Source organism: Saccharomonospora azurea NA-128 (genome assembly GCF_000231055.2).
GTDB classification, from domain to species: domain Bacteria; phylum Actinomycetota; class Actinomycetes; order Mycobacteriales; family Pseudonocardiaceae; genus Saccharomonospora; species Saccharomonospora azurea.
Genome location: NZ_CM001466.1, coordinates 4,582,797 through 4,606,657, shown reverse-complemented (window position 1 = coordinate 4,606,657; position 23,861 = coordinate 4,582,797). Strand labels below are relative to the sequence as shown.

General features: G+C 66.3%; 16 protein-coding genes. 5 read left to right on the top strand and 11 right to left on the bottom strand.

The genetic code is table 11. The features are described from left to right. Nucleotides 1-107 precede the first annotated feature (107 nt). On the top strand, nt 108-1,226 hold the full coding sequence (locus SACAZDRAFT_RS21240) for a TIGR02679 family protein (RefSeq protein ID WP_232286320.1): 1,119 nt from the start codon (nt 108-110) through the stop codon (nt 1,224-1,226). Nucleotides 1,227-1,279: 53 nt separating this feature from the next. Here SACAZDRAFT_RS21240 and SACAZDRAFT_RS21235 read toward each other — a convergent pair whose 3' ends face one another. Together SACAZDRAFT_RS21235 and SACAZDRAFT_RS21230 are read right to left on the bottom strand one after the other, a co-directional pair. Then, entirely contained in the window at nt 1,280-3,436 is a 2,157-nt protein-coding gene (locus SACAZDRAFT_RS21235) for a UvrD-helicase domain-containing protein (RefSeq protein WP_005445087.1), read from the bottom strand. Nucleotides 3,437-3,648: 212 nt separating this feature from the next. Then, the gene (locus tag SACAZDRAFT_RS21230) at nt 3,649-8,859 is read right to left on the bottom strand and encodes an AAA domain-containing protein (RefSeq protein ID WP_040927849.1); all 5,211 of its coding nucleotides are present in this window, start codon (nt 8,857-8,859) and stop codon (nt 3,649-3,651) included. A 292-nt stretch (nt 8,860-9,151) separates the two neighbouring features. On the opposite strand from SACAZDRAFT_RS21230, the gene SACAZDRAFT_RS21225 reads away from it, so the two are divergent. Continuing rightward, complete coding sequence (locus tag SACAZDRAFT_RS21225; RefSeq protein ID WP_005445084.1) at nt 9,152-11,263, top strand: DUF262 and DUF1524 domain-containing protein; 2,112 nt, start codon at nt 9,152-9,154, stop codon at nt 11,261-11,263. On the opposite strand, the gene SACAZDRAFT_RS24215 is transcribed toward SACAZDRAFT_RS21225, so the two are convergent. Next, nucleotides 11,211-11,906 carry an Imm21 family immunity protein gene (locus tag SACAZDRAFT_RS24215; RefSeq protein WP_005445083.1) on the bottom strand — a complete coding sequence of 232 codons (696 nt, stop codon included), beginning with the start codon at nt 11,904-11,906 and terminating at the stop codon, nt 11,211-11,213. The two genes, SACAZDRAFT_RS21225 and SACAZDRAFT_RS24215, sit on opposite strands and share 53 nt — an antisense overlap. Before the next feature lie 341 nt (nt 11,907-12,247). Between SACAZDRAFT_RS24215 and SACAZDRAFT_RS23490 the strand changes: the two genes are divergently transcribed. Beyond that, entirely contained in the window at nt 12,248-12,424 is a 177-nt protein-coding gene (locus tag SACAZDRAFT_RS23490; protein WP_198283884.1) for a hypothetical protein, read from the top strand. 3 nt (nt 12,425-12,427) lie between these two features. Here SACAZDRAFT_RS23490 and SACAZDRAFT_RS22700 read toward each other — a convergent pair whose 3' ends face one another. Beyond that, entirely contained in the window at nt 12,428-12,976 is a 549-nt protein-coding gene (locus tag SACAZDRAFT_RS22700) for a DUF3558 domain-containing protein (RefSeq protein ID WP_157607058.1), read from the bottom strand. Nucleotides 12,977-13,016: 40 nt separating this feature from the next. Continuing rightward, entirely contained in the window at nt 13,017-13,502 is a 486-nt protein-coding gene (locus SACAZDRAFT_RS21210; RefSeq protein ID WP_040927846.1) for a BAR domain-containing protein, read from the bottom strand. A 485-nt stretch (nt 13,503-13,987) separates the two neighbouring features. On the opposite strand from SACAZDRAFT_RS21210, the gene SACAZDRAFT_RS21205 reads away from it, so the two are divergent. Beyond that, nucleotides 13,988-14,194 carry a hypothetical protein gene (locus tag SACAZDRAFT_RS21205; RefSeq protein ID WP_040927845.1) on the top strand — a complete coding sequence of 69 codons (207 nt, stop codon included), beginning with the start codon at nt 13,988-13,990 and terminating at the stop codon, nt 14,192-14,194. A gap of 84 nt (nt 14,195-14,278) precedes the next feature. Here the strand turns inward: SACAZDRAFT_RS21205 and SACAZDRAFT_RS21200 are convergent, their stop codons facing one another. The 3 genes from SACAZDRAFT_RS21200 to SACAZDRAFT_RS24085 are packed head-to-tail and all read right to left on the bottom strand — an operon-like array spanning nt 14,279 to nt 15,371. Beyond that, on the bottom strand, nt 14,279-14,869 hold the full coding sequence (locus SACAZDRAFT_RS21200; protein WP_005445075.1) for a DUF3558 domain-containing protein: 591 nt from the start codon (nt 14,867-14,869) through the stop codon (nt 14,279-14,281). Nucleotides 14,870-14,906: 37 nt separating this feature from the next. After that, nucleotides 14,907-15,164 carry a hypothetical protein gene (locus tag SACAZDRAFT_RS24090; RefSeq protein WP_332307657.1) on the bottom strand — a complete coding sequence of 86 codons (258 nt, stop codon included), beginning with the start codon at nt 15,162-15,164 and terminating at the stop codon, nt 14,907-14,909. 6 nt (nt 15,165-15,170) lie between these two features. Further along, nucleotides 15,171-15,371: a hypothetical protein gene (locus tag SACAZDRAFT_RS24085; protein WP_005445073.1), complete on the bottom strand. Its 201-nt coding sequence runs from the start codon at nt 15,369-15,371 to the stop codon at nt 15,171-15,173. 366 nt (nt 15,372-15,737) lie between these two features. On the opposite strand from SACAZDRAFT_RS24085, the gene SACAZDRAFT_RS21190 reads away from it, so the two are divergent. Beyond that, nucleotides 15,738-16,205, top strand: coding sequence for an NUDIX domain-containing protein (locus SACAZDRAFT_RS21190; RefSeq protein WP_040928057.1), 468 nt, complete (start codon nt 15,738-15,740; stop codon nt 16,203-16,205). Between the two features lie 58 nt (nt 16,206-16,263). Here SACAZDRAFT_RS21190 and SACAZDRAFT_RS21185 read toward each other — a convergent pair whose 3' ends face one another. Genes SACAZDRAFT_RS21185 through SACAZDRAFT_RS21175 form a run of 3 tightly spaced genes read right to left on the bottom strand, consistent with a single transcriptional unit; the run spans nt 16,264 to nt 23,858 of the window. Further along, nucleotides 16,264-16,791 (bottom strand): Imm1 family immunity protein, encoded by a 528-nt coding sequence (locus tag SACAZDRAFT_RS21185; RefSeq protein ID WP_005445069.1) that lies wholly within the window; start codon nt 16,789-16,791, stop codon nt 16,264-16,266. 57 nt (nt 16,792-16,848) lie between these two features. Continuing rightward, nucleotides 16,849-20,958, bottom strand: coding sequence for an Eco57I restriction-modification methylase domain-containing protein (locus tag SACAZDRAFT_RS21180; RefSeq protein WP_005445068.1), 4,110 nt, complete (start codon nt 20,956-20,958; stop codon nt 16,849-16,851). Next, nucleotides 20,958-23,858 (bottom strand): DEAD/DEAH box helicase, encoded by a 2,901-nt coding sequence (locus SACAZDRAFT_RS21175; protein ID WP_005445066.1) that lies wholly within the window; start codon nt 23,856-23,858, stop codon nt 20,958-20,960. Before SACAZDRAFT_RS21175 ends, SACAZDRAFT_RS21180 begins: the two co-directional genes overlap by 1 nt. Nucleotides 23,859-23,861: the final 3 nt, after the last annotated feature.

Below are 23,861 nucleotides of genomic sequence, written 5' to 3'. Positions count from 1 at the left end.
CAGCGGCTCTACGTCCTCTTTGGGAGACGGTGCACACGCGGCTCTCGTCGGGTCGCGCCGTCACGCGTGTCCGCATCGGACCGCTGAATCGCGAGCAGCGCGCGGCTGTGGCCGACCTGTTGGGGCTGGACCGGACGCCGGACGAGCACTACACGGTGTCGATGACAGCGCTGAAAACGGTGCTGGCCGAGGCTGGCACGGACATCTCCACGGTCGTCACCGCGCTGGTCGGCCCGATCGCCGACCGAGCCGCGGAACGCGCCCGTGCCGAGGCTCGCCGCGCGGAGTTGTGGGACTGGCTGGACACCCATCCCGAGATACGGCGCCAACCCACACTGTCGAGTTGGGCTGCACAAGTGCGCCGCGCGGGACTGATCAACGGATCCGTCGACAGAACACGCGAGATCCTTTCGACGGTGCTGAGTGTGCTGGCCCGGCTTCCCGCCGAGGGGCAACCGCTGCCCACCTTCGCGAGTGAGGTCACGGGCGATCCGCACGCGCTGGACGACGGCACCCGCCTCGGCAATCTCGTCCTGCGTGCGTTGGCCACGATCTTCGACGCCCCGGTCCCCGACACCGCCTACGAGCGCCGGGTGTTGTGGGAGCGGGCGGGCGTAGCCGCGGACGAGCTGTCCAGCGTCGCCCTGACGGCCGGCTTGCGACTGGGTGGACGTGGCGTGGTCTGCGACCTCGTGAGGTGCTGCACCGAGGCCGGGCACGCCGTGACGCTCACCCTGGCACAGCTTCGCGCGACCGAACTACACGCGGCACCGAAGCGAGTGTGGGTGGTGGAAAATCCCAGCATTATCGCGATGGCGCTTCGCGAATTCGGCACTACCTGTCCGCCGATCGTGTGCACATCGGGCTGGCCCAACACCGCGGTGGTGCTGCTCCTGCGCGGTATGACGGCTCTCGGCACCCGGCTGCACTACCACGGGGACTTCGACGGCGAGGGCCTGCGCATCGCCGCGTATGTCATGGAGAAGACGGGCGCGCGGCCGTGGCGGATGACCACCGGCGACTACCTGCGCGGTCTCCGCCCGGGTGCCCAGGCCCCTGCCCCAGGACGCGTCACCGAAGCACCGTGGGATCCCGATCTCGCGGGCACCATTCTCGCCCACGACCAAGCGGTGGTTGAGGAGAGTGTGGCCACCGACCTCCTGGCCGATCTGGCGCGCCACGCGGCATCCGGGAACACTTCCGGACACTCCACCGACGAACCGTGAGAGTGGGATGGCACGGCTAGCGACCAGCGGTGTGGCCGCGCCTTCGCCGGGGCTCACGGCCCGCCGGTCACCGCCGACAGGAACGGGCTGCTCTCACCGCTCCACGACACCACGAGCCGCTCCCTGGCCCGTGTGCACGCGACGAAGAGCAGGCAGCGTTCCTTCAGTAGGTCGCCGGCGTGCGCGACACTGTCCACCTCCACAGGTGTGACGTCCCTGGTGAACGGAACGGCTCCGGCGGTGACTCCGACGACAGCCACGCAGCGGAACTCCAGGCCCTTCATGGCGTGCATACTCGCCAGCCGCACGCCGTCGACGTGCGCGCCCGGCCGGTCTTTGACCTTGACGGCTGGAATGCCCTCGGCCGCCAACCGGTCGCGCACTTTGTCCAGTAGGACGTTGAACCGCGTGCACACGGCGATCTCGTCAGCGCGGACTCCCTGCCTCAGCCAGGCCTGCACATGCTCCGATAGCGCGGCGATTTCGTCCTGCTCGCTCACATAGCCACCGATCACGGGGCGGGTGCCGCGCAGCAGCGAGCGATAACCGATCAGGGTGTCGTCGCCGTCCCCACCCAGATTCTCGACGTTGGTGTGGGCGAGCACCCCGACCGACCAGGACAGGATCTCGGCCGTGCTTCGATAGTTGATCCGCAAGCGACTACTGCGCCCGGCCACGGGAATGCCGAGAGCCCGCAGTGACACGCGGGAGTCGTAGATGCGCTGGTGGGGGTCCCCGGTAATGAACAGGTCGTCCGGTCCCTCGGCGACGGCGGCGCGCACCACCCGCCACTGCACCGGGTGCAGGTCCTGGGCTTCGTCGACGACGGCGTGGTCGTAGTGGTGCGAGCCGGAGGCTCCGCCGAGCAGATCGGCCGCGTGGGCGCAGATCTGGAGGTGCGTGGTCTTGCCTTCCGACCGCAGCTCGGCACGAAACTCCTCCACAGCACGCCAGAGCTGCCGCCGCTGCGTCGACCGCAGCGCGGAGCCGCGTCCCCTCCGGGTGGCCCGGAGGTAATCCCGTTCGCTCGTGATGTTCTGGGCCAGGATGACGTGCCGGAACTCCTGGGCGAGGAACTGATCACCCCACGGAAGGCCGAGGCGCCGACTGATCCGCCGCCAACGTTGCCGCTCGTCGATATCGGTGATGGGATTCTGAGCTCGCCCCGTGGAGTCGCGCACGACCCGGTTGGCGAACGCGTCCACAGTGGTCACGTGCACTCGGGCCAATTCCGTCTCGTCGCGGTCGAGCAACAGCGCCAGGTTCTCGCGCAGCATGTCGGCCAGCGCGTTGGTGAAGGTGGTCAGCAGGATGCGGCTGTCGGGCGACCGGGACAGCAGATGTTTGACCCGGTGCAGAGCGACGACGGTCTTTCCGGTACCCGGTCCGCCGCTGACCTGTGCGGGCCCGCTGTAGGAGGGGCGGTAGGCAACGCGGCGCTGTGACGGGTGCAGAAACACCCGCCATGCCGCGAACGGCTTGTCGAGGATGTCGGCGAGCTCGTCGGGACCGGTAACGAGGGTGATGCGGCTGGTGGTGTTGCGGATGGCCATTTCGAGGCTGTCCTCGGTACCGGCCTCGGCCGGGACCTCGACGGGCCGCCGCACGGTGACGACGTCTCGGTAGACCTCCTCGGGCGAGAAGCCCTCGGCGAGGAACTGGAGCACCTCGAACTGGTCCTCGGGCAGTACCCCGCCGAAGGCGTCGAGCTGGGCTGTGTCGGTGATCGCCCTGGCGGCACGCAACACCTGATCGTCGATGCCGAGGTCGCGCAACACGGTGTCGGAGTGGCGGGCGAACAGCCGGGTCGGCACCTGCGCGGAGGCCTCCTCCAGCGAGGGCGTGAGTTGTTCGATGGCGACGACGTTACGCACTTCCAGCGCGCGGGTCGCGGTGTTGACGGTGTAGAGGCGCTTGGCTGCCCACCCGTAAGCTTCGTCATGCGGGACGACGCTGAGCAGCAGGAAGGTATCGCTGCCGTCGTCCGGAGCGAGAACGACGCCACGCCAGAACTGGGTGACTCGAATGGTCCGCATCCGCGGGTCGCGAGCATTCTCCACGGATTCCAGGTGCAGCCCCTTGTCCGCGTGCAGCTGGGCGATGGACAGCTGCTGAAATTTGGCCATCGCCTTCCGGACGCCGGCCTTGACCTGCTTGTCGAGTACGTCGTAGGTCTCCCAGAAGCTGCTGGCGAACGCGAGTGCGGGCATGGTTGCCGATCATATTGGCTGAACGAGCGTTTGGGCGAGACTGCAGGAGCTGTCCTGTTTCCAGCAGGTTGACGGGCCGCCCCTACCCTGCACGTCCTCGGCGCAGCACACGATCTCGTTTCCGAACGTCATCGGATACCGGACCCGCTCGACGCAGGTCACGCCGGCGGTTGCTCCAGGGTCACTCAGCGACTCGGGCGCGGCCCAACTTTTCATTGCTCGACTCCTTTTCGCGCCAACGGAAGGACTGAGAGCAGGTGCGTGCGGACCTGCTCAGTGAGCCGACCGACCCCCAAACGCTCAGCCGTGCCCCGCAGGACCTCCTCCTCGTCGTGCGAGCCACGTTCGTGCGTTACAGCCCGCATCATTGCGGCGAGTTCGTCCGGCGGCACCTGGTCCAGCTTCCGCGGACCGCGCTCGCGTATCCGGACTTGTTGACCGGGCAAACGATAGGTCCGGTACTTCACCCCGGACACCTGCAACGGGTTGTCGCAGGCCAGCACACCACGACGCACGGCATCGGAGATGACCGAGTTCAGCTTTTTCGCAATCTGCTTGCCGACACGCTGTTTCCCGGATGCCTTCACGTACACCGCCTGCAACCGCTCACCCAGAACCGGCCCTTCGACCGCGACAATCGAGCGGAGACCTTCAATAATGTCGGCACGCAGCCCAGTGTCCACTGGTGGCACGACCCCGCTGAACTCCTCGTACGGCACCGTCTCATCGCCCAGAGGCTCAGGTGTCCGTACTTCCTCCGCCTCCCCATGCTCGACGGCTTCCGACGCGTGCCTGGTGTCGTCGCTGTTCTCGGCGGTCGTGGTGGCAGCTCCGAGGTGTGCCCCAAGCCATGCCGACTCCGGCGTCCCGTCCTTCCCCTCCTTCGTCTCCGGAGGGGACTCACCACCGGTCTGCTCGAACGTGCCCGCGAGCTCGGGATTCTCGATCGTCGTGCTCTCAAGTTCCGCGCGACAAGGGGGTTCTCTCAACTCGCCCACGGGGCGGATGTCCCGATCGTCGAGCATCTTCCACAATCCGTCGAGCGCTCCCGCAGGATCGACGTAGAACAGCGACTCCCGGACCCGGAAGAACGACCACCCGCACCGCTCCAATTCCCGTTGCCGCGCGAGGTCACGTTCGAAAGCCTCCGGACCATGCCACCGGTCCCCGTCGCATTCGACCGCCAGCCGGTCTCCCCCACCGACCACGACGAGGTCGATCCGATAGCCCGCTGACTCGTACTGCGGGACGACCGTGTATCCGCGGGTGACGATCCGGTTGTGCACCCGCTGCTCGAACAGTGAGTCGAACGGCGGCACCCGCTCGTCCTCGGGCACGAGGTCACTCGCGCGCTGGTCCGATGAGCGTCCTCGTTCGATGACGCCGTAGCAGTAGTCGAGCAACTGGAATCGCATGTCCTCCTTGTTGTTCAGCGCCTGCCTCTCGACGGAGTGGTACAACCACACCTGATCCTTGGCCCGCGATACCGCGACGTTGTAGCGCTGGACATAGCGATCCGCGGTCAACGCCGCCAGCCGACGACCTTCCTCCGGCACGGCCACCATCGACAGGAAGACCACGTCGCGCTCTGAACCCTGGAAGTCCGAAGCATCGCCACACCGCAGGTCTCGGGCCGTCCACTGTTCCTTGCCGATGCGATCGAGGAGTTTCGACTCGATGTAGCGCGCCTGCGCCGGCCCCAGCAGTGAGATGACCCCGAAGGTCCGGTTCTCGTAGGCGGGGTCGGCCAGGCACTTCTCGATCTGGTCGACGATCGCCTCCGCTTCCACCGGGTTGATCTTGTTAGTGGTTCCGCGTTGATACCCGTCGGGCAAGTACACGGCTTTGACGGGATCGAGTCGGTCCGCGCCGTACTGCCGCACCGGAATCAGACGGATGTTGTCCGGCTCGTATGCGATCCTGTTGGAGAAACCGATGATCTCCGGGACGCAGCGCCGGTGCTCGGTCAGCGTGATCACACCGCCGTAGCGCATTTTCGCCTCGTCGAACAAGCTTCGTTGCGGGTCCTGCCAGGACTCCCGGTAACGATCCCCGGCCAGATACTGGCCTGCGAGGTCTCGCAATTGCTGCTGGTCCACACCGACAGCGGAGGGCGAGACCTGCTTGTCGTCGCCGATCACCACGATCTTCGGCGCGAGGTACTGGAGGAAGGTCGCCTCCATTCCTGCTTGCGAAGCCTCGTCGACGATGACGACGTCGAACATGTCGGGCGTGATCCGGAGCTGTTCCGCGATGCGGTAGATCGGCATGATCCACGCCGGCACCGAGGGACGACAGCGCTCCATGGCCTGCCGGATACCCGCACGCTGAACAGCGGCGTATTTGCCCGTCAGCTTCCCCGCCCGCTGCACCAACTGCGCGTACTGGGTCAGATCGGCCCGAGCCGAACCGTTGAGCCGCTCCGGTGAAGCGGCGTAGTCCCACGCTCGCCGAGCCGCCAGTGTTTCCACCTGCCGCCGAATCCGGTCGTCGATCCGGCCAGTGCGCTGTTGCAACGCATTCACGTCCAGGGATTCCTGTGTCCGAACCCAAGAGCGGGTCGCAGCCCAGGCCCATGCGGATTCGAAACGTTCGAGACGGCCCGTCCATGTGGCGTCCTCCGGTGCTGCTGCCACCGCCCGGAAAAGACCCGGCACAGCGCTTGCCAAGCGTCGGCCGAGATCGTCGCGCCGAGAAGCCTGCTCCCTGATCGCCCAGAGCCGCGCGAGACGCGCATGCGCCACCCCGTACTCGTCGGCGTCCCGTTCGTCGACGGCCGCCCGTAACCGGCGCACCACCGGTGCCACATCGTCGCCCACGATCTCCGCCAGCGTGGTCGTGAGCACGGCCAACGGCTCCTGCGCGGCGGCCCAGGCCTTCTCGACCTCGACCGTGTCACACAGTGCCTGACAGGTGTTCAGCGCCGTCGCGTCACTCCAGTCGGGCAGCGGTATCCCGAGTTCGGCCAGTCGCCTTTCCTCGGCCCGTAACTCCTCGGCCAGCCTCAGGACCCGCCACAACTGCCCGAGTTCCGTCCGGTGCCACTGCAGGCGCACGTGGAGCGGGTCCGTCTTCGAATCCCCGCGACCCGGCCATGTGCGGTCGAGCGCGGCGAGCATCTTCGACGCCTCGAACCACGTCACGACAGCCAGCAGTTGCCCCGTGTTCGTCGGAGGTAGGCCGTCGACCTTGACGGAATCGAACAACGGTTGCGCTTGCTTGAGCACCTTCGGCGCCAACCGGCCCACCTTCGGGGTGCCGTCCGCCGCCGTCTTGACGCGGTGTCCCTCTTCGAGATAACGCAGCACCTCGCGCGCCAACGCCACCATCCGGGCGGCGTCGTCGTCGGGAAGCTCGACCTCGGTGAGCGCCCCGAGCCGCTGCACGTGCTGCGCGGTCTGTTCGATCAGCGCGGCGAGTTGTTCCGCCTGTGCTCGCCAGGCCGCCTCTCGGCCGGCACACACGTCGGCCAGCGCGGCAGGGATCCATTGTTCCGGCCCTCCGGCGAGGACTGTCTGTTCGTCCGCGATGCGCCCCAGCCGTTTCCGCAGTTCGTCACGCTGGGAGGCGTCCAGGCGCAGAATGGCGGGAAACGCCGGATGGTGCCGGAGTTCCTCCCGTTCCCGGCGGCGGGCCTCGGCACCGCGTTCGGCTGTCACGAAGGTGGCGAACCGCGCCGGTGACGGCAGTGCGTCGAGTGCCACCAGTTGCTGCCGGGCTTCCGGCTCGTCAGCGGCCAGCTCCCCGTCGAGAAGGTGCTGCCGCCATTCGAGTACCTCCTGGCCGGTGAGGGGAGGTTCGTCCGCCATGCCCTCCGGAACGTGTTCGAGCACCCATCCGTACTCGCGCTCCTGGTCCTCGATCTGCTTCGCGATGTCGGCGAGCGTGCCGCGGTAGTCACCGCGGTCGTGTTGCCGGACCTCGCTCTCGCGAGCAGCGAGCAGGTCGCGATACACCTCGGCCCGTTCCCTGCGCAACCGGTCGATCTCGGCGAGGCAGCCTTCGATCTCGCGGGCGTTGCGTTTGGTGTCGTGGTCGTGCGCCGCCGCCGCGATCTCCTGCACCGCGACCTTGAGATCCGCCATGTCGTCTCGGGAGGTCCCCACCACCGCGACCGACAGGGGCTTGATCTGGTCGGGAAGCTTGTCCCGGACCTCGCGCAGGGCTCGGTCGGTCTGCGCCGTCACGAGAACCCGCTTGCCCTGGGCGAGCAGGTGGGAGATGAGCGCCGCCGCGGTGTGTGTCTTCCCCGTTCCGGGCGGCCCCTGCACAAGAACCTGCGCCTGCCGGTCGACCCGCTCGATGATCTCCCGTTGCCGTTCGTTGACCGGCATGGGAAGGAAGGACTCGTCGTCCACCGTCACCAGAGCGCCACCGGTCGTCGTCGGCTCCACCGCGGGAACCTGGTCGGGGTCGAGCAGCGGCAGGATGCCGTCGGGCACGGTCTCGGCTCCCGCCAGCTGTCCCGTGAGAGTCTGGAAGACCTCCACGAGACCGCGTTGTGAGCGCTTGCGGAGAATCAGCGCCGGAGCGAACGTGACCGTCGCGTCCTCGGTCGCCGCCGCGGGCCTGTCCTCGTCCCGGTACTCGCCGTCGGCGTCCAGCGCATGCACGAGCCGCCGGCCGAAGAGCCCCAGCTCTTCCCGGTCGAGGGGATGCACGTGCAGGGCCCGCACTGCCGCGCGGACTTCGTTGACGGTCTCGGTCGCTTTGATCAGACCGGGGTCCAGCATGTCGAGTTCCGTCTTGAACGCCTCCGGCGTGTCACCGACAACCACCGCCAGCCGCCCTGTCGCGTCATCGAACTCGACGATCAACGGGCTGGTGAAAACGTGTCTGGACACCTCCGGATGTCCCTCCGGGCGCCAGGACAGGCATGCCGTGCCCGCCACCAGTTCGACCTCTTCAGGGCTGTCCTTGACCTTGAGGAACAGGCTGAACAGGAGGTTGTAGAAGTCCCTGGCCGGGCGGTCCCGCAGCTCCTCCTCCGCCCAGGCCGCCCACTCGGCACGCCACGATTCGTAGGCCTCGCGGATGTGGGGATACTCGGTCACCCTCACCTGCCGGGTGACCTGGTCGCCCTCCGCCCCGTCCCGCACGGCGATCGTGAGCGACTCCCGCAGTTCCGGCGCCCGGTCCGGGTCGTCCCAGCGGCCCAGCAGCCACCGTTCGAGGCCGGTGCCGGGCTGCGGTGGCGTCCTGCGCGGTATCCGATCGACGGTGAGCAGGGGGCTGTCGCTCGCGGGACTCGTGAGCCCGTTGGCGTGCTGCACCGCCGGGTGTTCCGGGAAGTCGGCGAACCACAGCACCTCGCCTTCACGCTGGTACCTGTCGGTCGTGCGCGGCGCCGTCGTCTTCAGTTCCTGCGCGCGCTGCAGGAACTCGAAGAGATTCCGGGCGCGCTCCACCATCGTGTTGTTCATCCGACCTACCAGTGATTCGAGAAACCTGTTCGACGACCACCCGGTGCGTCGTCCGGAGACGTTGAAGTGTGAACAACCTTTATCAAGTCGTGAACGTGTCGAGGGTCACGTCATCAGAGCGCAAGGGCATAGTGGCGGCGACCAGGCACATCGACCGCTCGTGGGAGCTGACGGACGAAGCGAACGGACGCCGACTGCCCACACAGCGTTACGAACGGGCCCCACTTGCACGACTAGAGTCACCGGGCAGCCAGTCGACATCCCGAAGCGAACCCCGTGGAGCACTACGAACATGAAGGCGACAGAGACCTCCCTTCTCCAGTTTTTCAGGAAATCGCCGCAGTTCGTCATCCCGATCTACCAGCGGACCTACAGTTGGCACCGCGATGAGTGCCTGCAGTTGTGGCGCGACATCCTGAGAGCAGGCCGGGACGACGCCGTCAAAGCTCACTTCGTTGGCTCGGTGGTCTACGTCGAGCAGGGTCTCTCCCAGGTTTCCAACCAGTCCCCGCTGCTGGTCATCGACGGCCAGCAACGTCTGACAACGGTCAGCCTTCTGCTGGAGGCTCTGGCTCGCCATCTGGGCAGCGACGAACCGGTCCCGGGGTTCTCGGCCAGGAAAGTACGCAATTACTTCCTGCTCAACCCGGAGGAGGACGGCGACAAGGCTTTCAAGCTTCTGTTGACACAGACCGACAAGGACAGTTTGACGGCACTGGTCCAGCAGCAGAACCTCCCTGCCGACCACTCCGTTCGTATCAAGCAGAACTTCGAGTTCTTCAGCGAACAGGTCAAGGGTCTGGGCGACGACCTCGCTCCGCTCTGCCAGGGGTTGAGCAAACTCGTGATCGTCGATGTTTCACTCAATCGCGACCAGGACAACCCGCAGCTCATCTTCGAGAGCATGAACTCCACCGGCCGGGAACTCAGTCAGGCCGACCTCATCCGCAACTACGTGCTGATGGGCTTGGAGCCCAAACACCAGGAGGAGCTGTACAAGAGGCATTGGCGCCCGATGGAGCTGGGGTTCGGCCAGGAAGGATACGGGGCCCACTTCGATTCGTTCATGCGCCATTACCTGACGCTCAAGACAGGAGAGATTCCGAAAATCAGGTCGGTTTACGACGCTTTCAAGGCCTACGCCCGCCGTAACGATGCCATCACCGACGACGTCGACTCCTTGGTCGCGGACGTCCACGCTTACGCCGGCTACTACTGTGCCATGGCTTTGAAGCGGGAAACCGACAAGGAACTCGGAGAGGCCTTCGCCGACCTGCGCGATCTCCGGGTCGATGTCGCTTACCCGCTGCTCTTGGAGCTCTACCACGACTACGCCACCGAGCTGTTGTCCCGGGACGACTTCCTGAAGGCGCTGCGGTTGATCGAGTCCTACGTTTTCCGCCGCGCGATCTGCGCGATCCCGACGAACTCTCTCAACAAGACCTTCGCGACGTTCGGCCGGTCACTCAAGAAGGACCGGTATCTGGAAAGCCTCCAGGCCGCTTTCCTGTCGCTGCCGTCGTACCGCCGCTTTCCCAATGACGACGAGTTCATGCGCGAGTTCACGACCCGCGACATGTACAACCTGCCGCGCCGTTCGTACTGGCTCCGCCGGCTTGAGAACCACGGGCGCAAGGAAAGGGTTTTCGTCGACGAGTACACCGTCGAGCACATCATGCCGCAGAACGCGAACCTGCCCGCAGACTGGCGGCAGGAACTCGGGCCCGACTGGGAACGTGTCCACGCGACCAAGCTGCACAACGTCGGCAATCTCACGCTGACCGGCTACAACAGCGAATACAGCGACCGGCCGTTCACCGAGAAGCGAGACATGCCGGGCGGCTTCCGGGAAAGTCCGCTGCGGTTGAACCAGGGTCTGGGCATGGCCGAGCGTTGGGACGAGGCCGCCATCGACGCTCGGGCCAACCGCCTCGCCGAGCTCGCGACAGCTGTCTGGACGCCCCCGGCGCTGGAAGACGAGATACTGGCCGCCTACAGTCCGAGGAACGGGACGACCGCACCGCACTACAGCCTCGACGATCACCCGAACCTGGCTGCCGACCGGCCGATGCGCGCCCTGTTCGACACGCTGCGGCCCCAGTTGCTGGCCCTCGATCCCAACATCACCGAGGAAATCCTCAAGCTCTACATCGCTTACAAGGCGGAGACCAACGTCGTGGACATCGTTCCGCAGGCCGGCCGGCTGCGGCTGTCCCTCAACATGCCGTTCCCGGAGCTGTGGGACCCGAAAGGTATGGCCAGGGACATCACCAACCTCGGTCGGTGGGGCAACGGTGACGTGGAGGTCGGGCTGAGTCACGAGGACGACATCCCCTATGTTCTCGGCCTGGTCAGGCAGTCGTTGGAGCGGCAGATCGGAAACGGGTCGGAGCCAGCGGCCTGATCACTGACCGCTCTCGCCCCACGGATCGCGCCCCGCGCCCCGCTGTTGCTCGTCCGCCCACGGCCGACACATCAGGCGAGTCGCGGGGCGCGTTGCCCTTCGCGTCGACGAGGTGTCCTTCTGCGGCTTCAGCGCCGTGCAGTAGACCAGTATCTATTACCCGGCCGACGGCGGTCGTTTCGCACAGCGCTCTGAGCGTCATGGTCGGTGGGCCTGGCGCGGGTTCCCGTTCAGTCGTCGGCGGGCAGGAGCTGGACCACGCCGACCCAGTTGTCCTCGTCCACCTCCATGTGGATGGCCCGCCGACGGGCAGCGGGACCGGTGCCTGGTCCGGCAACTCGCCCCAGGAATACTCGACGACCAGGTCAGCGCCCGCCTCGGCGGAGTCCATGAGCACGGCCGGGCCGTCCGAGACCCACATGCCGCATTCCTCCCGCTCGGTGGTGAGGTCCGCGAGGACGGTCTCGGCCGCGGCCCTCAGTCCGGCCTCGGAGTCGGCGGCGAGCCAGCGCGGGAAGACCCGATGCTCAGGCAGGTAGCCGGTGGTGGCGGGCTCGTCAGCCAACACCAGCGCCTGCGCGTCGCCCTCAGCCACCGACGCTCCCTCTCCAGGCACATGCGCGCAGCCGGAACCACTCAACATTCAGTGGACGGCTCCGGGCCGCGGCAGTTGCGACACGGTGGCGATCCGAACACCGAGGAGTGTCCGATGTGCTCGCTCAGAGGTCGAACTCGCCCGCCTTCACACCGGCGATGAATGCCACAGACTCCTCGGCACTCATCGCGATCTCTTTCACCTATCCACAGCCCCTGGTAGACCTCGGTCTTTTCCGGCTCATGCAGGAACAAACAACGCCTGGGACGGGACCTCGACATCGGAGAGAACTCGCCGGCCCTGCAGAACGGGATGGTCAGGCGCGTTGCCGAGGTTGTACATCTGCCCGGGCTAGCGCCGTAGCCATCCGATCCCGATAGTTGTCCCCGATGGCCGTGAACACCCAAAGGGACCGAATGATCCAGCAGGGTGAGAAACTGCCCAGTCTATCTTCGCCGGAAAGCAACGTCTCGACACGGGAGCGTCAGGTGTGGGTGACGATGGCGTCCGACCACGCGGACGCCGTCGGTGTCGATGAGTTCCCCGACGTGCACCTCATCCGGTGACGCCTATGAGGGTAGGTCCGGCAACCGTGGCTCGACCAGATAGACGACGTCTTCGGCGACCTGGCATGAGTCCTGGTAATCCGAGAATCCGTTGATTCCCACGTCGATTCGCGACGTGTCGTCCAGCTTCAGTCCGACGGTGCAGTAGCCGCGATCCGGGTTCGTCAACCGGACCGCCGGACGCCCGTTCACCTCGACCTCGGCAGTGTTGTCACTGACAGACTTCATATCGTCGATGGAGTGCTCACCCCATACATCCAGAGAGATCACAAAGCCTTCGTGACCCCCCGCTTCGTAGTCGCGTTGCCAAGCGCAAGACCTGGAACCGTTGAGGTTTCGGGCTTCCCCAGCGTTGACCTCACCGTACTCGGTCAGATCCTCGACACTCAGCAACGAACACGGATCCAGCGAAGCGCTGATCGACGCGCTGGATGTGGCGCCGGTCGATGGAACGGTACCCGACTTCTGCTCTGCACCAGGCACATCTCCCGGATGTGCCTCACCGGTGATCCCAGAGCATGCCGAGACGGCGCACAGCGCCACAAGAAGCACCGAAACTCCACTGATACAATTCTTCGTCCTCACACCAGCCTCATTCACCTAGACCACGGAGAGTGTCTTTCACGCTCTCCTCCTGTTCCTCGTACTGGTTCGACGCCCGCAGAAGCGCTTCAGCACTCTTCTTCAAGATGATTTCGAGCTGTCTGATGACTTCCAAGGCAGATCCAGGGCCTACGGCAGCCGCTTCCTGCATGCGACGGGAAACAAGTTGGCCGTAGTCATGATCACCGAGAGGAGGAGCTGCTTCGAAAGCCCGGAACGTGCTGTCCATTTCCTTGATCTGATTGACGAAGTCTTCGAGAACCTTGATCAAGGGGTCAGCGGCCTCCTTGGTGACCCGGAACCCGCCAGACTTCGCCGACTCAACAAGGTTGTTCGCTGAGCGCTCCGCAGCGGCCATCGCCTCCGGGTTCATCGAACTCTGCGAGCCGAACGCAGCCTGCGCAGCCGAGAACACATTCCCTATGCCCGAGGACGGTTCCTCGGCGCTGTTCATTCCCCTCAGCTCCTCAGCCATATCTCCCCCAGCATCGACGCGAGACCGTTCAGCCCAGGGTGTATCGGCAGAGCGTGGTCGCGCGATGTGGAACTACCTCACTCGATCGCCCGCTGAGTACCGACCTTTGAAGTTCGATGACGCTGGCCTCACGGGTAGCAGGCTCTCACAACGTTGCACCCCAGCAAGCCCACGGCCACGCCGGACCAGCATGGTGCTGTCGCAGGCAGGAGTTACCTCTTCAGGCGAACCCTCCCAGGAATATAGGTTGCGAAAGAACATCGAGAATAGCCTGAAAACTCACGCCTGAGTTCTCGTAGAGAGAATCAACCTGAACCGAATCCCCTCCTTCCACGGTGCCACGAATCATGTTCTGAGCAGTGAGCAGCACCCGGCAAAGCCCTGAAAATCAGCGAGACGCTCGACTGGGCATCCAACCGAGCGTCTCGCTGTATCTGGTCGACATCGATCAAGCACTTGTGGCGTAACACCTGGGACAGCACTTAGTGTCCGATGTGCTCGCTCAGAGGTCGGACTCGCCCGCCGTCCTCCTCGATCCCCTCACCGACGAGCACCCCACCACCCAGCTCACCGCCATCGACCTCACCGACCTACCGCCCTGGCCCGTCATCGACCGCGACCCGCCTGTAGCACCCGACGATCAGCGCCTCACCACCAGAGCCGACCTTTCGGCACCTGTCCCCGATCATTGAGCACCTGTCACGCTCGATCTTCTGCGCGAAGTCCTCGACGGCTACACCGTCTCAGATAGTCGCCGGTCGGCACCTCGGCCGAGTTCAGCTCCCCCCCTTCAGAGTCTCGATCACATCAGCAGCGACCTCGGCGGCCACCTGGCAGGCCTTCTGCGGGTTCTCCCGGAAAGAGACCGCCGCGACCCCGAAGGTCATGTCGTCGGCGATTCCCACCACAAGATCACAGTCTCCCCGATGGCGAGAGTCGCTGATCCCCATGTACACAGCGGGGTAGCCCGCGATCGAAGTTTCCTCCCACAACTTGTATCGACCTTGATCACGAGCGATCTCAAGCCCTCGCAGTCCCCCTACTCCGCGTTCTTTGTTTCCCGAATCAATGCCGATACCGACGCTTCCCTCATTCTCCCCCGTCCAGCTACAACCCGGACCGGTCTGGGCGGTGATCTTGTCATCCTCAGGCAGGCGCGGAGTCGCCTCACTCGGCGAAGTCCCCAATTTTTCGAGCATCTCCGGGGAAACAAGATCGCAAGGCCGAGACAGATACGGGGCGACGTCCAACGGATCACTGACCCGACGTTCCGGAGCCGCACTCGGCTTCGACGCACTCAACTCGCCTGTCGCGGGCTGAGCCACACCATCCGTGTCCGCCGAGCAGGAAACACCAATGGCAGCCACAGCAAACAAGGAAACGATCCGAAACCAGACAGAGCGATTACGCACCAGACTTGCTTCCCCCGAACGACTCAGCATGACCGCCATCCGACTCGGTGATCGACTTTTTGGCAGCTTCCAATTTATCCACAAACTCTGCAACATAGTCGCGCATTGAATTGTTAAGATCTTCGAGCGCCGACATTTCTTCATGTAACGAATTCATAAACCCGATAGACGGCTGGTCACCAGAGGGAGCATCGGATACTCGCTGCGCCGAAGAGAAAATTTTTCGATCTTCTTCGAGTTCTTCAGCCAACGCCTTTCAGTCCGCGATGACGGCGTCGATCTCTTCTCTGTCGAAAGACCACGATCCGCCGTTTCCCTCTCCGATCATGCGCGCTGCCGTCGACATACCCAACTTCGCCATACCGGCAGGGCCACCCAGCACCGCGCCGACCGCATCGGTGGCACTGACGCCGTTGGCCATCTCATCGGAAAGAGCCTCGTACCAGTCCTCAGCCATCGTCACCCTCCCGTACTGCGTCCCCAGATCACCACGAGCGTAACCAACGCTCCACAGCGGGTCAGCGACTTCCGGCGACACACCTGCCCACCAACCGTCCTTGGCCCCTCCTCGCCCGCAGCCACCCGGCGATCAGCGTCTCAACCAGAGCCGGCACCCCGGCATAAGTCGCCGATGACTGGGCGAAGGTAACGCTCGACCTTCTCCAGAAGGTCCTCGACGGACTATGCCGACTCCCCTAGCCAGTGGTGGACGCCACTGTCAAGGAAGAATGCGACGATGTTGGTACGGCACCAATGTCGTGGTCTCGGAGAGCAGGCGAAGGCGCGCATGACCGGTGGCCAGAGACGCAACGGTGACTCGCCGATGACCGTCTCTCACGTGGACCGCCACATTGTTGACGTTCACGTTCTCCTGCTCCGCGGCACCGAGCTGCTACTCACCAGACGCCGGGGCGGAGCCTTCGACGGCAGATGGCATCTGCCCTCCGGCAAGCTCGACGCGGGTGAGGACGTGCTCACCGCCGCCGCACGTGAGGCCGAAGAAGAGGTCGGCGTGCTGGTCAATCCTGACGACCTCACCCATGTCCACACCGTCCACGTCAACGGCTCCGGTCCCGAACCCCGCCTCGGCCTGTTCTTCGCCGCGGCCAGATGGGCCGGTGAGCCGTCGAACCGCGAGCCGGGGAAGTGCTGCGGCCTCGGCTGGTTCGACCTGCACCACCTACCGGATGACCTCATCGAGTACCTCGCCGCCGGTATCGACGCCTACCGCCAGGGAGTTTCGTTCTCGGTTCTGGGATGGAGCGATCAGGCGCCTGCGCGCGACGTCTGACCCGCCGAGATCCCTTCCGCGTAGTGACGACGTCCCGCGAACTCATCGCCGAACGTCGCTACGTCGCCTCCACACCCGGCTGCCACGTGATCGACAATGGTCGTGCCGCCGTCTCCAGGAACTCGATCAGCGCCCGGGTCACGGACTCGACGGGGAGTTCACAGCGGGGCGGGAACTCGTCGGTCTCGTAGACGACGGGGTGATCGGGTTCCTCACCGCGGCTGTACAGGTGCACGGGCTCGGCATGATGACCGTCCGCTCCCCGGTAACTGATCGCGCCTCGCCGACCGTGAACGCCCACGATCACCGAGTGATCCGGCGTGGTGAGGAACTGGCCGGGGCTGTCCTCGTCGGGGATCAGCGTCTCGACACGGGGCCGCCGGGTGTGAGTGAGGAGGGCGTCGCTGACCTGCTCACCAGCCAACGTCTTGATGAACGCGCGTACATCATCGGCGTCAGCGAGTTCCACGGTCTGTTCACGTGGCGGCTGCCCCTGCTCGTGGACCCAGAACTGGACTTGCAGCGTCACGACGTGCCCCCACGGCGGCGGTGAGCCAAGGTCCCACTCGCCCCGAAGCTCGGACATAGGCGAGATTCCTGCTGCCGGGCAAGTGCCACCGGAACGGCAAGCGCCCACCGGGCATCAGGCGTTTCCAGCATTCGGTGCGGGGGCGTGGCGGGGGCCGTGGCCGGGAGGTGGGGTGAGAGTGGAGGTGTAGTTCTCCCCGTCGACAAGCGGGTTGTCGAGGCTCACTCCGGCTTCGGCCATGCGGTCGTACTCAGCGAGGATCAGGTCCTTGGTGCGGTAGGTGCCGTACTTGGCCTCGTCCTTGCGCTTGACGATCGGGAACGTGTCGAGGATGTAGTCAGCGCCCTCGCGCGAGATGCCGTAGAGGTGGAAGAACAACGCATCCAACTCGGCACGGATGACAGCCCGGCGTTCCTCGTCCCACCGGAACGGGGCACCCGTGTCGCCGAGGTCCCGCGCGAACGGCTCCATGTCATAGGAGGTATAGGTGAGTTCGATAATTCGCGGGGCGATGAATATTTTGAAGATTGCGAGCGCATCGGTGGCCGGTACTGGAATTTGCTGAAAATAGTTGAAGGTGAGATTGGTTCCCCCTAGCTTCTGCCGAAGAACATAGTCGCACGCTACCGAAGTCAGAGCCGCCTGAAGTAACGGCGATTCGCCACTTATTAACAGTGGCATACTGTGCCCTACGGCAGATCGGCGAAAACATCCGGCGATGACGGTGCGCTCATCCGTACTTCTACACACGTTGCGGAACCCAAGGAGCCAATCGTTTTCCCAGTGCTTGTTCGCGAGCCGGGTGGCTACACCAGCTTCGTAGATGCGGTTGCCGTTCTTGTCGACGCGGTCGGTGGATACGTCGGCTTCGGAGACCCAGTAGCGGGGGAGGACAACTGCGCTCGGGTCTTGCTTCTCCTCCAGGGTGAGATCGTGGACGTCGCCTTTTTCATCGTAGGTGGCCCAGCGGTGGTCGTAGTGGTGCAGCATCTTAGCCTCGTACAGCGGCAGCATGCGTTGGGCACCCTTGGTGAAGACGTTGCCGGACAATGTCCAGCCGTCGGCTTCCAGGTCTTCGCGGGTGTGGAAGAGGTGGGAGTCGTTCGACATGTGGAACATCGTCATGAACGACACGCCCCACGGGTTGCTGCCGCCCTGGCCGTGCTCGTCCGGTTCCTTGACCAGGACGGCAACACGGCGGTAGATGCCGAGGGTGATCTCCGCGTCGGTGCGGGAGCGGAATACCGGGCAGGTGCCGGTGTTGGGGTTGAGAAGGGTGATCTCCTCCGGTGTCAGCGCGAACGCCTTGTCGGCCTCGTCCAGCTCTGCCGGGTCGTGCAGGAAGAACGCGAAACGTGCGGCAGGTTCACGCACCGCACGGCCCGCGAGCGACAGGATGCAGAACTTGAACGAACGGTGCACACCGGGAAACAGCGGCGCGGCGTTCTCGAAGTCGTAGAGCGCCGCCAGCGAACCGTGCTCGACCAGATTCTTGAAGAAGTACTGCGTCGTGGCGTCGGTGGCGATGCCGGTCGGCACGATCACGCCCATGCGACCTCGTGGGCCGGTCAGCATGCGGTCGGCTTCCGCGAAGACCGCGTAGGTGTTGATGTCACCCCGGCCCGTGAGCGGGTAGCGACCGCCGAGGCGCAGGAAGTGGCTCTCGCCCTCAGCCTTGCGCTTGGCCGCCTCGAACTCCGCATACAGCGCGCTGCGGTCGGGGTCGTCCTTCAACGCGGCGATAAGCTTCTTGCGAGCGGCGGCGTTGCGCGCTTTGGCGATCTCCTCGTCACGCTGGGCGAAGAACTCCTGCTCCTGAAGCTTGATGCGTTCCCACGGCGGGTTCCCCAGCACACACGAGAAGCCGCCCGACCAGCCGCTGTCCTCGGCCACGTCCGCGCCGTTGTCCGGCACGGTGAACACGTCCGGGAACTCCAGGTGCCAGTGGAAGAACTTGTACGCCTCGCGCAGGCGGGTGATCTCGTCGTGGGTGCTCTGCGGGGCCGCGTCGGCATCAGGGTCCTGGAGCTTGCGGAAGACCTCCTCGGTCACGGCGAGCGGCGCGTCGGGCGTCTTGCGCCACAGGAACGCCGCGCACCACGCATCGGCCACGTGCAGCGCCTGCCGGTACTCCGGTGACTCGGCGAACTCGCGGTAGGCCGACTCCTGGCGACGCACGTCGGCCAGCACGTCCGCGCGCGCCTCGGTGATGCGGCGCACGCCCGTGGCGAACGCCGTGTTCGCCACTTTCGCCTCGCTCGCCAGATCGAACAGGCTGTGCTGGCCCACGCGTTCGGCCTTGTTCTGCTTCTCCAGCGCTTTGGCGAACTTCTTGTCGTCGCCCTCGATCGGCTTGAACGCCTCGTCCGGGATGCCTTTCCGCAGCAGCGTCGGGGTCGCGCCGAGCAGGGCGTTGCCGCACTTGACGTGCGCGTCGAGGAAGCTCAGCGGCTTACCCGGCTCCAGCGCCTCCAGCCACAGCGACACCTTCGTCAGCTCCACGGCCATCGGGTTGAGGTCCACGCCGTAAATGCAGTGGGCGATCACCTCGTGCAGCGCATGACGCACGGCGTCCACCGTCGGCTCCGGGTTACGTTCCCGTACCGCAGCCACCCGCTTGGCGATACGCCGAGCCGCCGCCACGAGGAAATGCCCGGAGCCGCAGGCCGGGTCGCACACCGTCAGCGACAGCAGCTCACGGGTGATCGCCCCCGTGGCGTCCGCCTGGCCCGCGGCCGAGGCCGCCTGCTCGCCGCGCTTCACCGCGTCATCGATCACCGGGTCCAAGGTGGAGTCCAGCAGGCACTCGATGAGCGAGGCCGGAGTGTAGTAGGAGCCGGTGGTCTTGCGGTCGTTGCCCGCCAGCTCCTCCAGCGTGAATTCGCGGTCGATGGCGCTGTGCTTCGGCACCAGTTCCAGCAGCGACTCGTAGATGGAACCGAGCTCCTCGGCGCCGAGGTGCTGGTAGTCCACCGGGCGCACCCGGCGGGAACCGACATCGCGGATCTGCGCCAGGTGCCGCACGGCCGCCAGCAGATACTCGTTCGACAACGACAGGCCACGCAGCGGGGCGTCGGCGTCGGTGTCGTCGAAGATGCCACCGAGACCGGGCAGAGCGAGTTCCGGCCGGCCGTGCTCGTCGCCGAGCGCGTCCAGCACGATCCGCAGCGCCCGATACAGGTCGTCGTGCGCGGTGCCCCGGCGGCGCCGCGCGTGCGCGCGCAGCCGCGCCGTCGAGAAGTACTTCGCGTAGCGCTGCTTGGCCAACTCGTCCGCGTCCTGCGGGTGCAGGGCTTTGCGATCCTCGGCGACGAACACGAACAGCAGCCGGTACACCAGCCGCAGCAGGGCGGCGTGCAGCGCCTGCACGTCGACGTTCTCGCGCAGCCGGGTGTTGTCCGGGTGCCGCAGGAAACCCGTGCCGAGCGTGGTGATGGCCTGCCTCACACTCTCCCGGAGCTGGTCCAGCGCCCGCGTGCCCGAGGTGATCGCGTCGAGTCGCCAGCGTTCCAGCCAGCACGTGGCCGGGGACGCGCCGTCGGCGACGGCGAAGCGGGAGACGTGCAGCAGCCGATACAGCAGCACGAACTCGCTGAACAGCTCGCCGTCGAAGATGGCTTCCAGGTCGAACTCGACGTAGGAGGCGGTGGCCAGGGCGCTGGAGTCGCGCAACAACCGCAACTGGCGGCCGTTGGTGACCACACCCCACAGGTGGTTCTCCGTGCGGTTGAGGCATTCCTGCACCAGCGACTGCGGCGGCACCGTGCCCGCGCCGCCGGGGCGGCGGTCCAGCAGGTGATGCCACGCCGCCAGGTGCACGGGCACGTGGTTCCAGCGGTGGCTGACGGGGAAGGTCTTGCCCGTGGTGGCGTGGTCGTCGGCCGGGATACCCGACGATCCGAGCGAGGTGAGTTCACCGAAGCCGAGTTCGGAGAACAGCGGCGCGAGCCACTGCGAGCCGGCCAGGCCGGTGACGTCCTGCGGGGTCTCCGACTCCGGGGCGCGCGGCAGCTTCCGCCGCAGCTCCGCCCACACCGAGCGCAGGTAGTCCCAGTGGCGTTCCGCCTCGTCGCTCACCGAGCGCGAACCCACCACGCGGTAGTCCGACGGCAGGCTGCCGCTGACGTCCTTGCCCTCGGAGATGCGCGCCAGCATGTCGGCGGGCAGCAGGCCACCGACCGTGTGCACGGCGGAGAAAACCTGGTTTCGGGTGACGGCGGACATCAGGCGGTTCCTCCTGAGGCGGGCAGGTAGACGTAGGCGCCGAGGACGTCGGCGGGTTTCTGGGCGGTGACGCTCACGCCACGCACGATCTCACCGGAAGCGCTGCGCACGCGGCGATGCGAGGCCAGCAGCTCCGCGGCCAGTTCGTCGCCGTAGGACTCCAGGTGCGCGGTGGTGGCGTCCAGGTCGTCGAGCACACGCCGCATGGTGCGCTCGGCGAACGCCGGATCGGTGTTCTCGTCGGCGGAGGCCTCCAGCAGCGCCACGGCGTCGTCGCCCACCAGCCACGTCGCGTTCGACGGCGAACCCTGGAAGGCGAGCAGGCGGGCGTCCTCGGCCACCAGCTGCCGCTCCCCCGTCCGCGACGGCAGCGTGAGATGGAAGCGGTAACGCACCAGCAGCAACGTCGTGCGAGTGTCCACGGCCCTCGTGCGGATCACGCCGCAGCGGCGGGCGGGGCGGGGGCCGCTCGCCTTCTCGTCGAGCGCGGCGTTGAGCACGTATCCCGCGACGGCACCGACCACGGGATCGGTGCGCACCAGGGCGGCCTCACCCCGCGCCACCGCCGCCGTGTCACGGAACGGCACCGGTTTGCCCGCCTCCACCACATCACCGCCCAGCAGCGGGGCGAGCGCGTCCCGCAGCCCGGCCGGCGTGCCGCTGAGGTCCGCGGTGAACCCGCCCGCGCCGTCGTCGCGCAACACGGCCTCCAGCGCCGACAGCGCGTGCCGGACGAAGCCGCGCACCTCGGCCGCGCGGCCCAGCACGTCACGAACCGCGGCGACCTCGCGGGCCACCTCCTCCGGGTGGATGGCGCGCTGGGCGAACCGCGAACGCGACGTCTTCTCGCGCTCGGCGGCCGACTTCCAGTCGGCCTCCAGCTCCGCCGCCTTGCTCTGCAACGCGTCCGCCTCGAACAAGCTCGCCTGCTCCGGCTGTTGCTTGCGCATCAAGAGCCATTCCACGATCGCGTCGGTCACGCCCGCGGAGGCGGCGTCCGGGACCGACACGGAGATGCCCAGGTCCTTCTGGATCTGCCGGTGCTTCTTGATCAGGACTTCCAGCACCTTGCCGTCGATGCCGTTGTCACTGCCGTAGAGCGTGATCACCCTGACGGTGTCCCGCTTCTGGCCGTAGCGGTCGACGCGACCCTCCCGCTGGTCGTGCCGCGTGGGGTTCCAGGCCAGGTCGTAGTGCACGACGGCGTCGAAGTGGTGTTGGAGGTTCACGCCCTCCGACAGGCAGTCCGTGGCGACGAGCACCCTTCGGGCGGCCGGGTCCTCCCCCGCTTCGGTGGCCAGCTCCTCGATGCGTTGCAGCCGCTGCTGCGGCGACAGGGTTCCGGTGACCGCGCGCACCAGAGTGCGCTTGCCGAGCTTGCCGTCCAGGTGCTCGGCGACGTATTCGGCCGTGGGGATGTAGCGGCAGAAGACGATCGGGTGGTAGCCGTCGGCGAGCAGCGCCTTGACGTGCTTGACCAGGGCGGCGAGCTTGCGGTCCTGCTCGGGGCCCTCCAACCCGGCCGCCCGCTCGGCCAGCTCCGCCAGCCGTGCGCCCGCCTGCTCGGTCTCCGCGCCGGGGACGACGTCCAGCCCCTCCAGGGCGTCACTGTCGGCCGAGTCCCTGGTCAGCGGGGCGGCGAGCCGGTCGGCCTCCTCCGCCGTGGCCGCGCGCGCCGCCGCCGAGCGGGTGCGCAGGGTCTGCGCGGCAGCCCTCGGCGAGGACACCAGCGACCGCAGCAGCGCGATCGCCGACCACCAGGCGATGCGCGCCTCCCGCTTGCCCTCCTCGCCCGCCGCGGTCACGCGCTCGCTCGCGTAGGCGATGGCGTCGTCCAGCAGGGCGCGGTAGGCGGGGGTGAGCTTGTAGGTCTCGTCCTTGAAGTGGCGGTCGGATGGGAACGCGGTGTCCTCGCGCAGGCTGTCGTCAGCCAGCCCGTCCTTCTCCCTGGTGAGGAACTGCCGCACGTCGGCCCGCCTACGGTGCACGAAGTGCGCGGCGAGCATCCGGCGGCCCGCCTCGGTGTCCAGGTCCACTGTGGCCAGCTCGGGCCGCACCAGGCCCAGCAGCGCGCGGAAGGCACTTTCCTTGCCGCTGTGCGGCGTGGCAGTGACCAGCAGCAGGTGCCGCTCGGCGTCGGCGGCGATCTTCTCCAGCAGCTCGTGCCGGAGCTGGCTGGCCGTGGAAGCCCTCTCGTCCGCAGCGACACAGGTGTGAGCCTCGTCGACGATCACCAGATCCGGGCAGTGCTTGACGAAGTCGTCGCGGTGCCGCGTGGACTTGATGAAATCCGTGGACACCACCACGTGCGGGTACCGGTCGAACAGCGACTGCCCCAGATCGAGGTTCCGCTCCAGTTTGGACACCGTGGAGGCCAGTACCAATTCGGCGTCGATGCCGAACTTCGTGCGCAGCTCGTCCTGCCACTGCTCGGCCAGCGCGGGTGAGCACAACACCGCCAGCCCGCGTGCACTGCCCTGCGCCAGCAGCTCACTGGCGATCAGGCCTGCCTCGACGGTCTTGCCGATACCGACGTCGTCGGAGATCAGCATGCGCACCACCCGCTGCCGCAACGCCATCAACAGCGGCACGAGCTGGTAGGCGCGGGGCTCCACGGCGATACCCGCCAGCGACCGGAACGGCCCCGCCCCCGAACGAAACCCGATCCGCAACGCCGAACGCAGCAGTCCCGCCGCGAGCGCGTCGCCGAGGTCGTCCGGTGACGGCGGGGTGAACTCGGCGTGGCGGACCTCCTCGAACGCGGGGAAGACAGCCGCGACGTCGTCGTCGCCACCGCCCAGCGGGCGCAGGACCAGCATGTCGTCGGCGCTGTCCGGCAGGACGACCCACTCGCGCCCGCGCGCGGACACCAGGGACCCTGCGGTGAAGGTGGTGCTCATGTG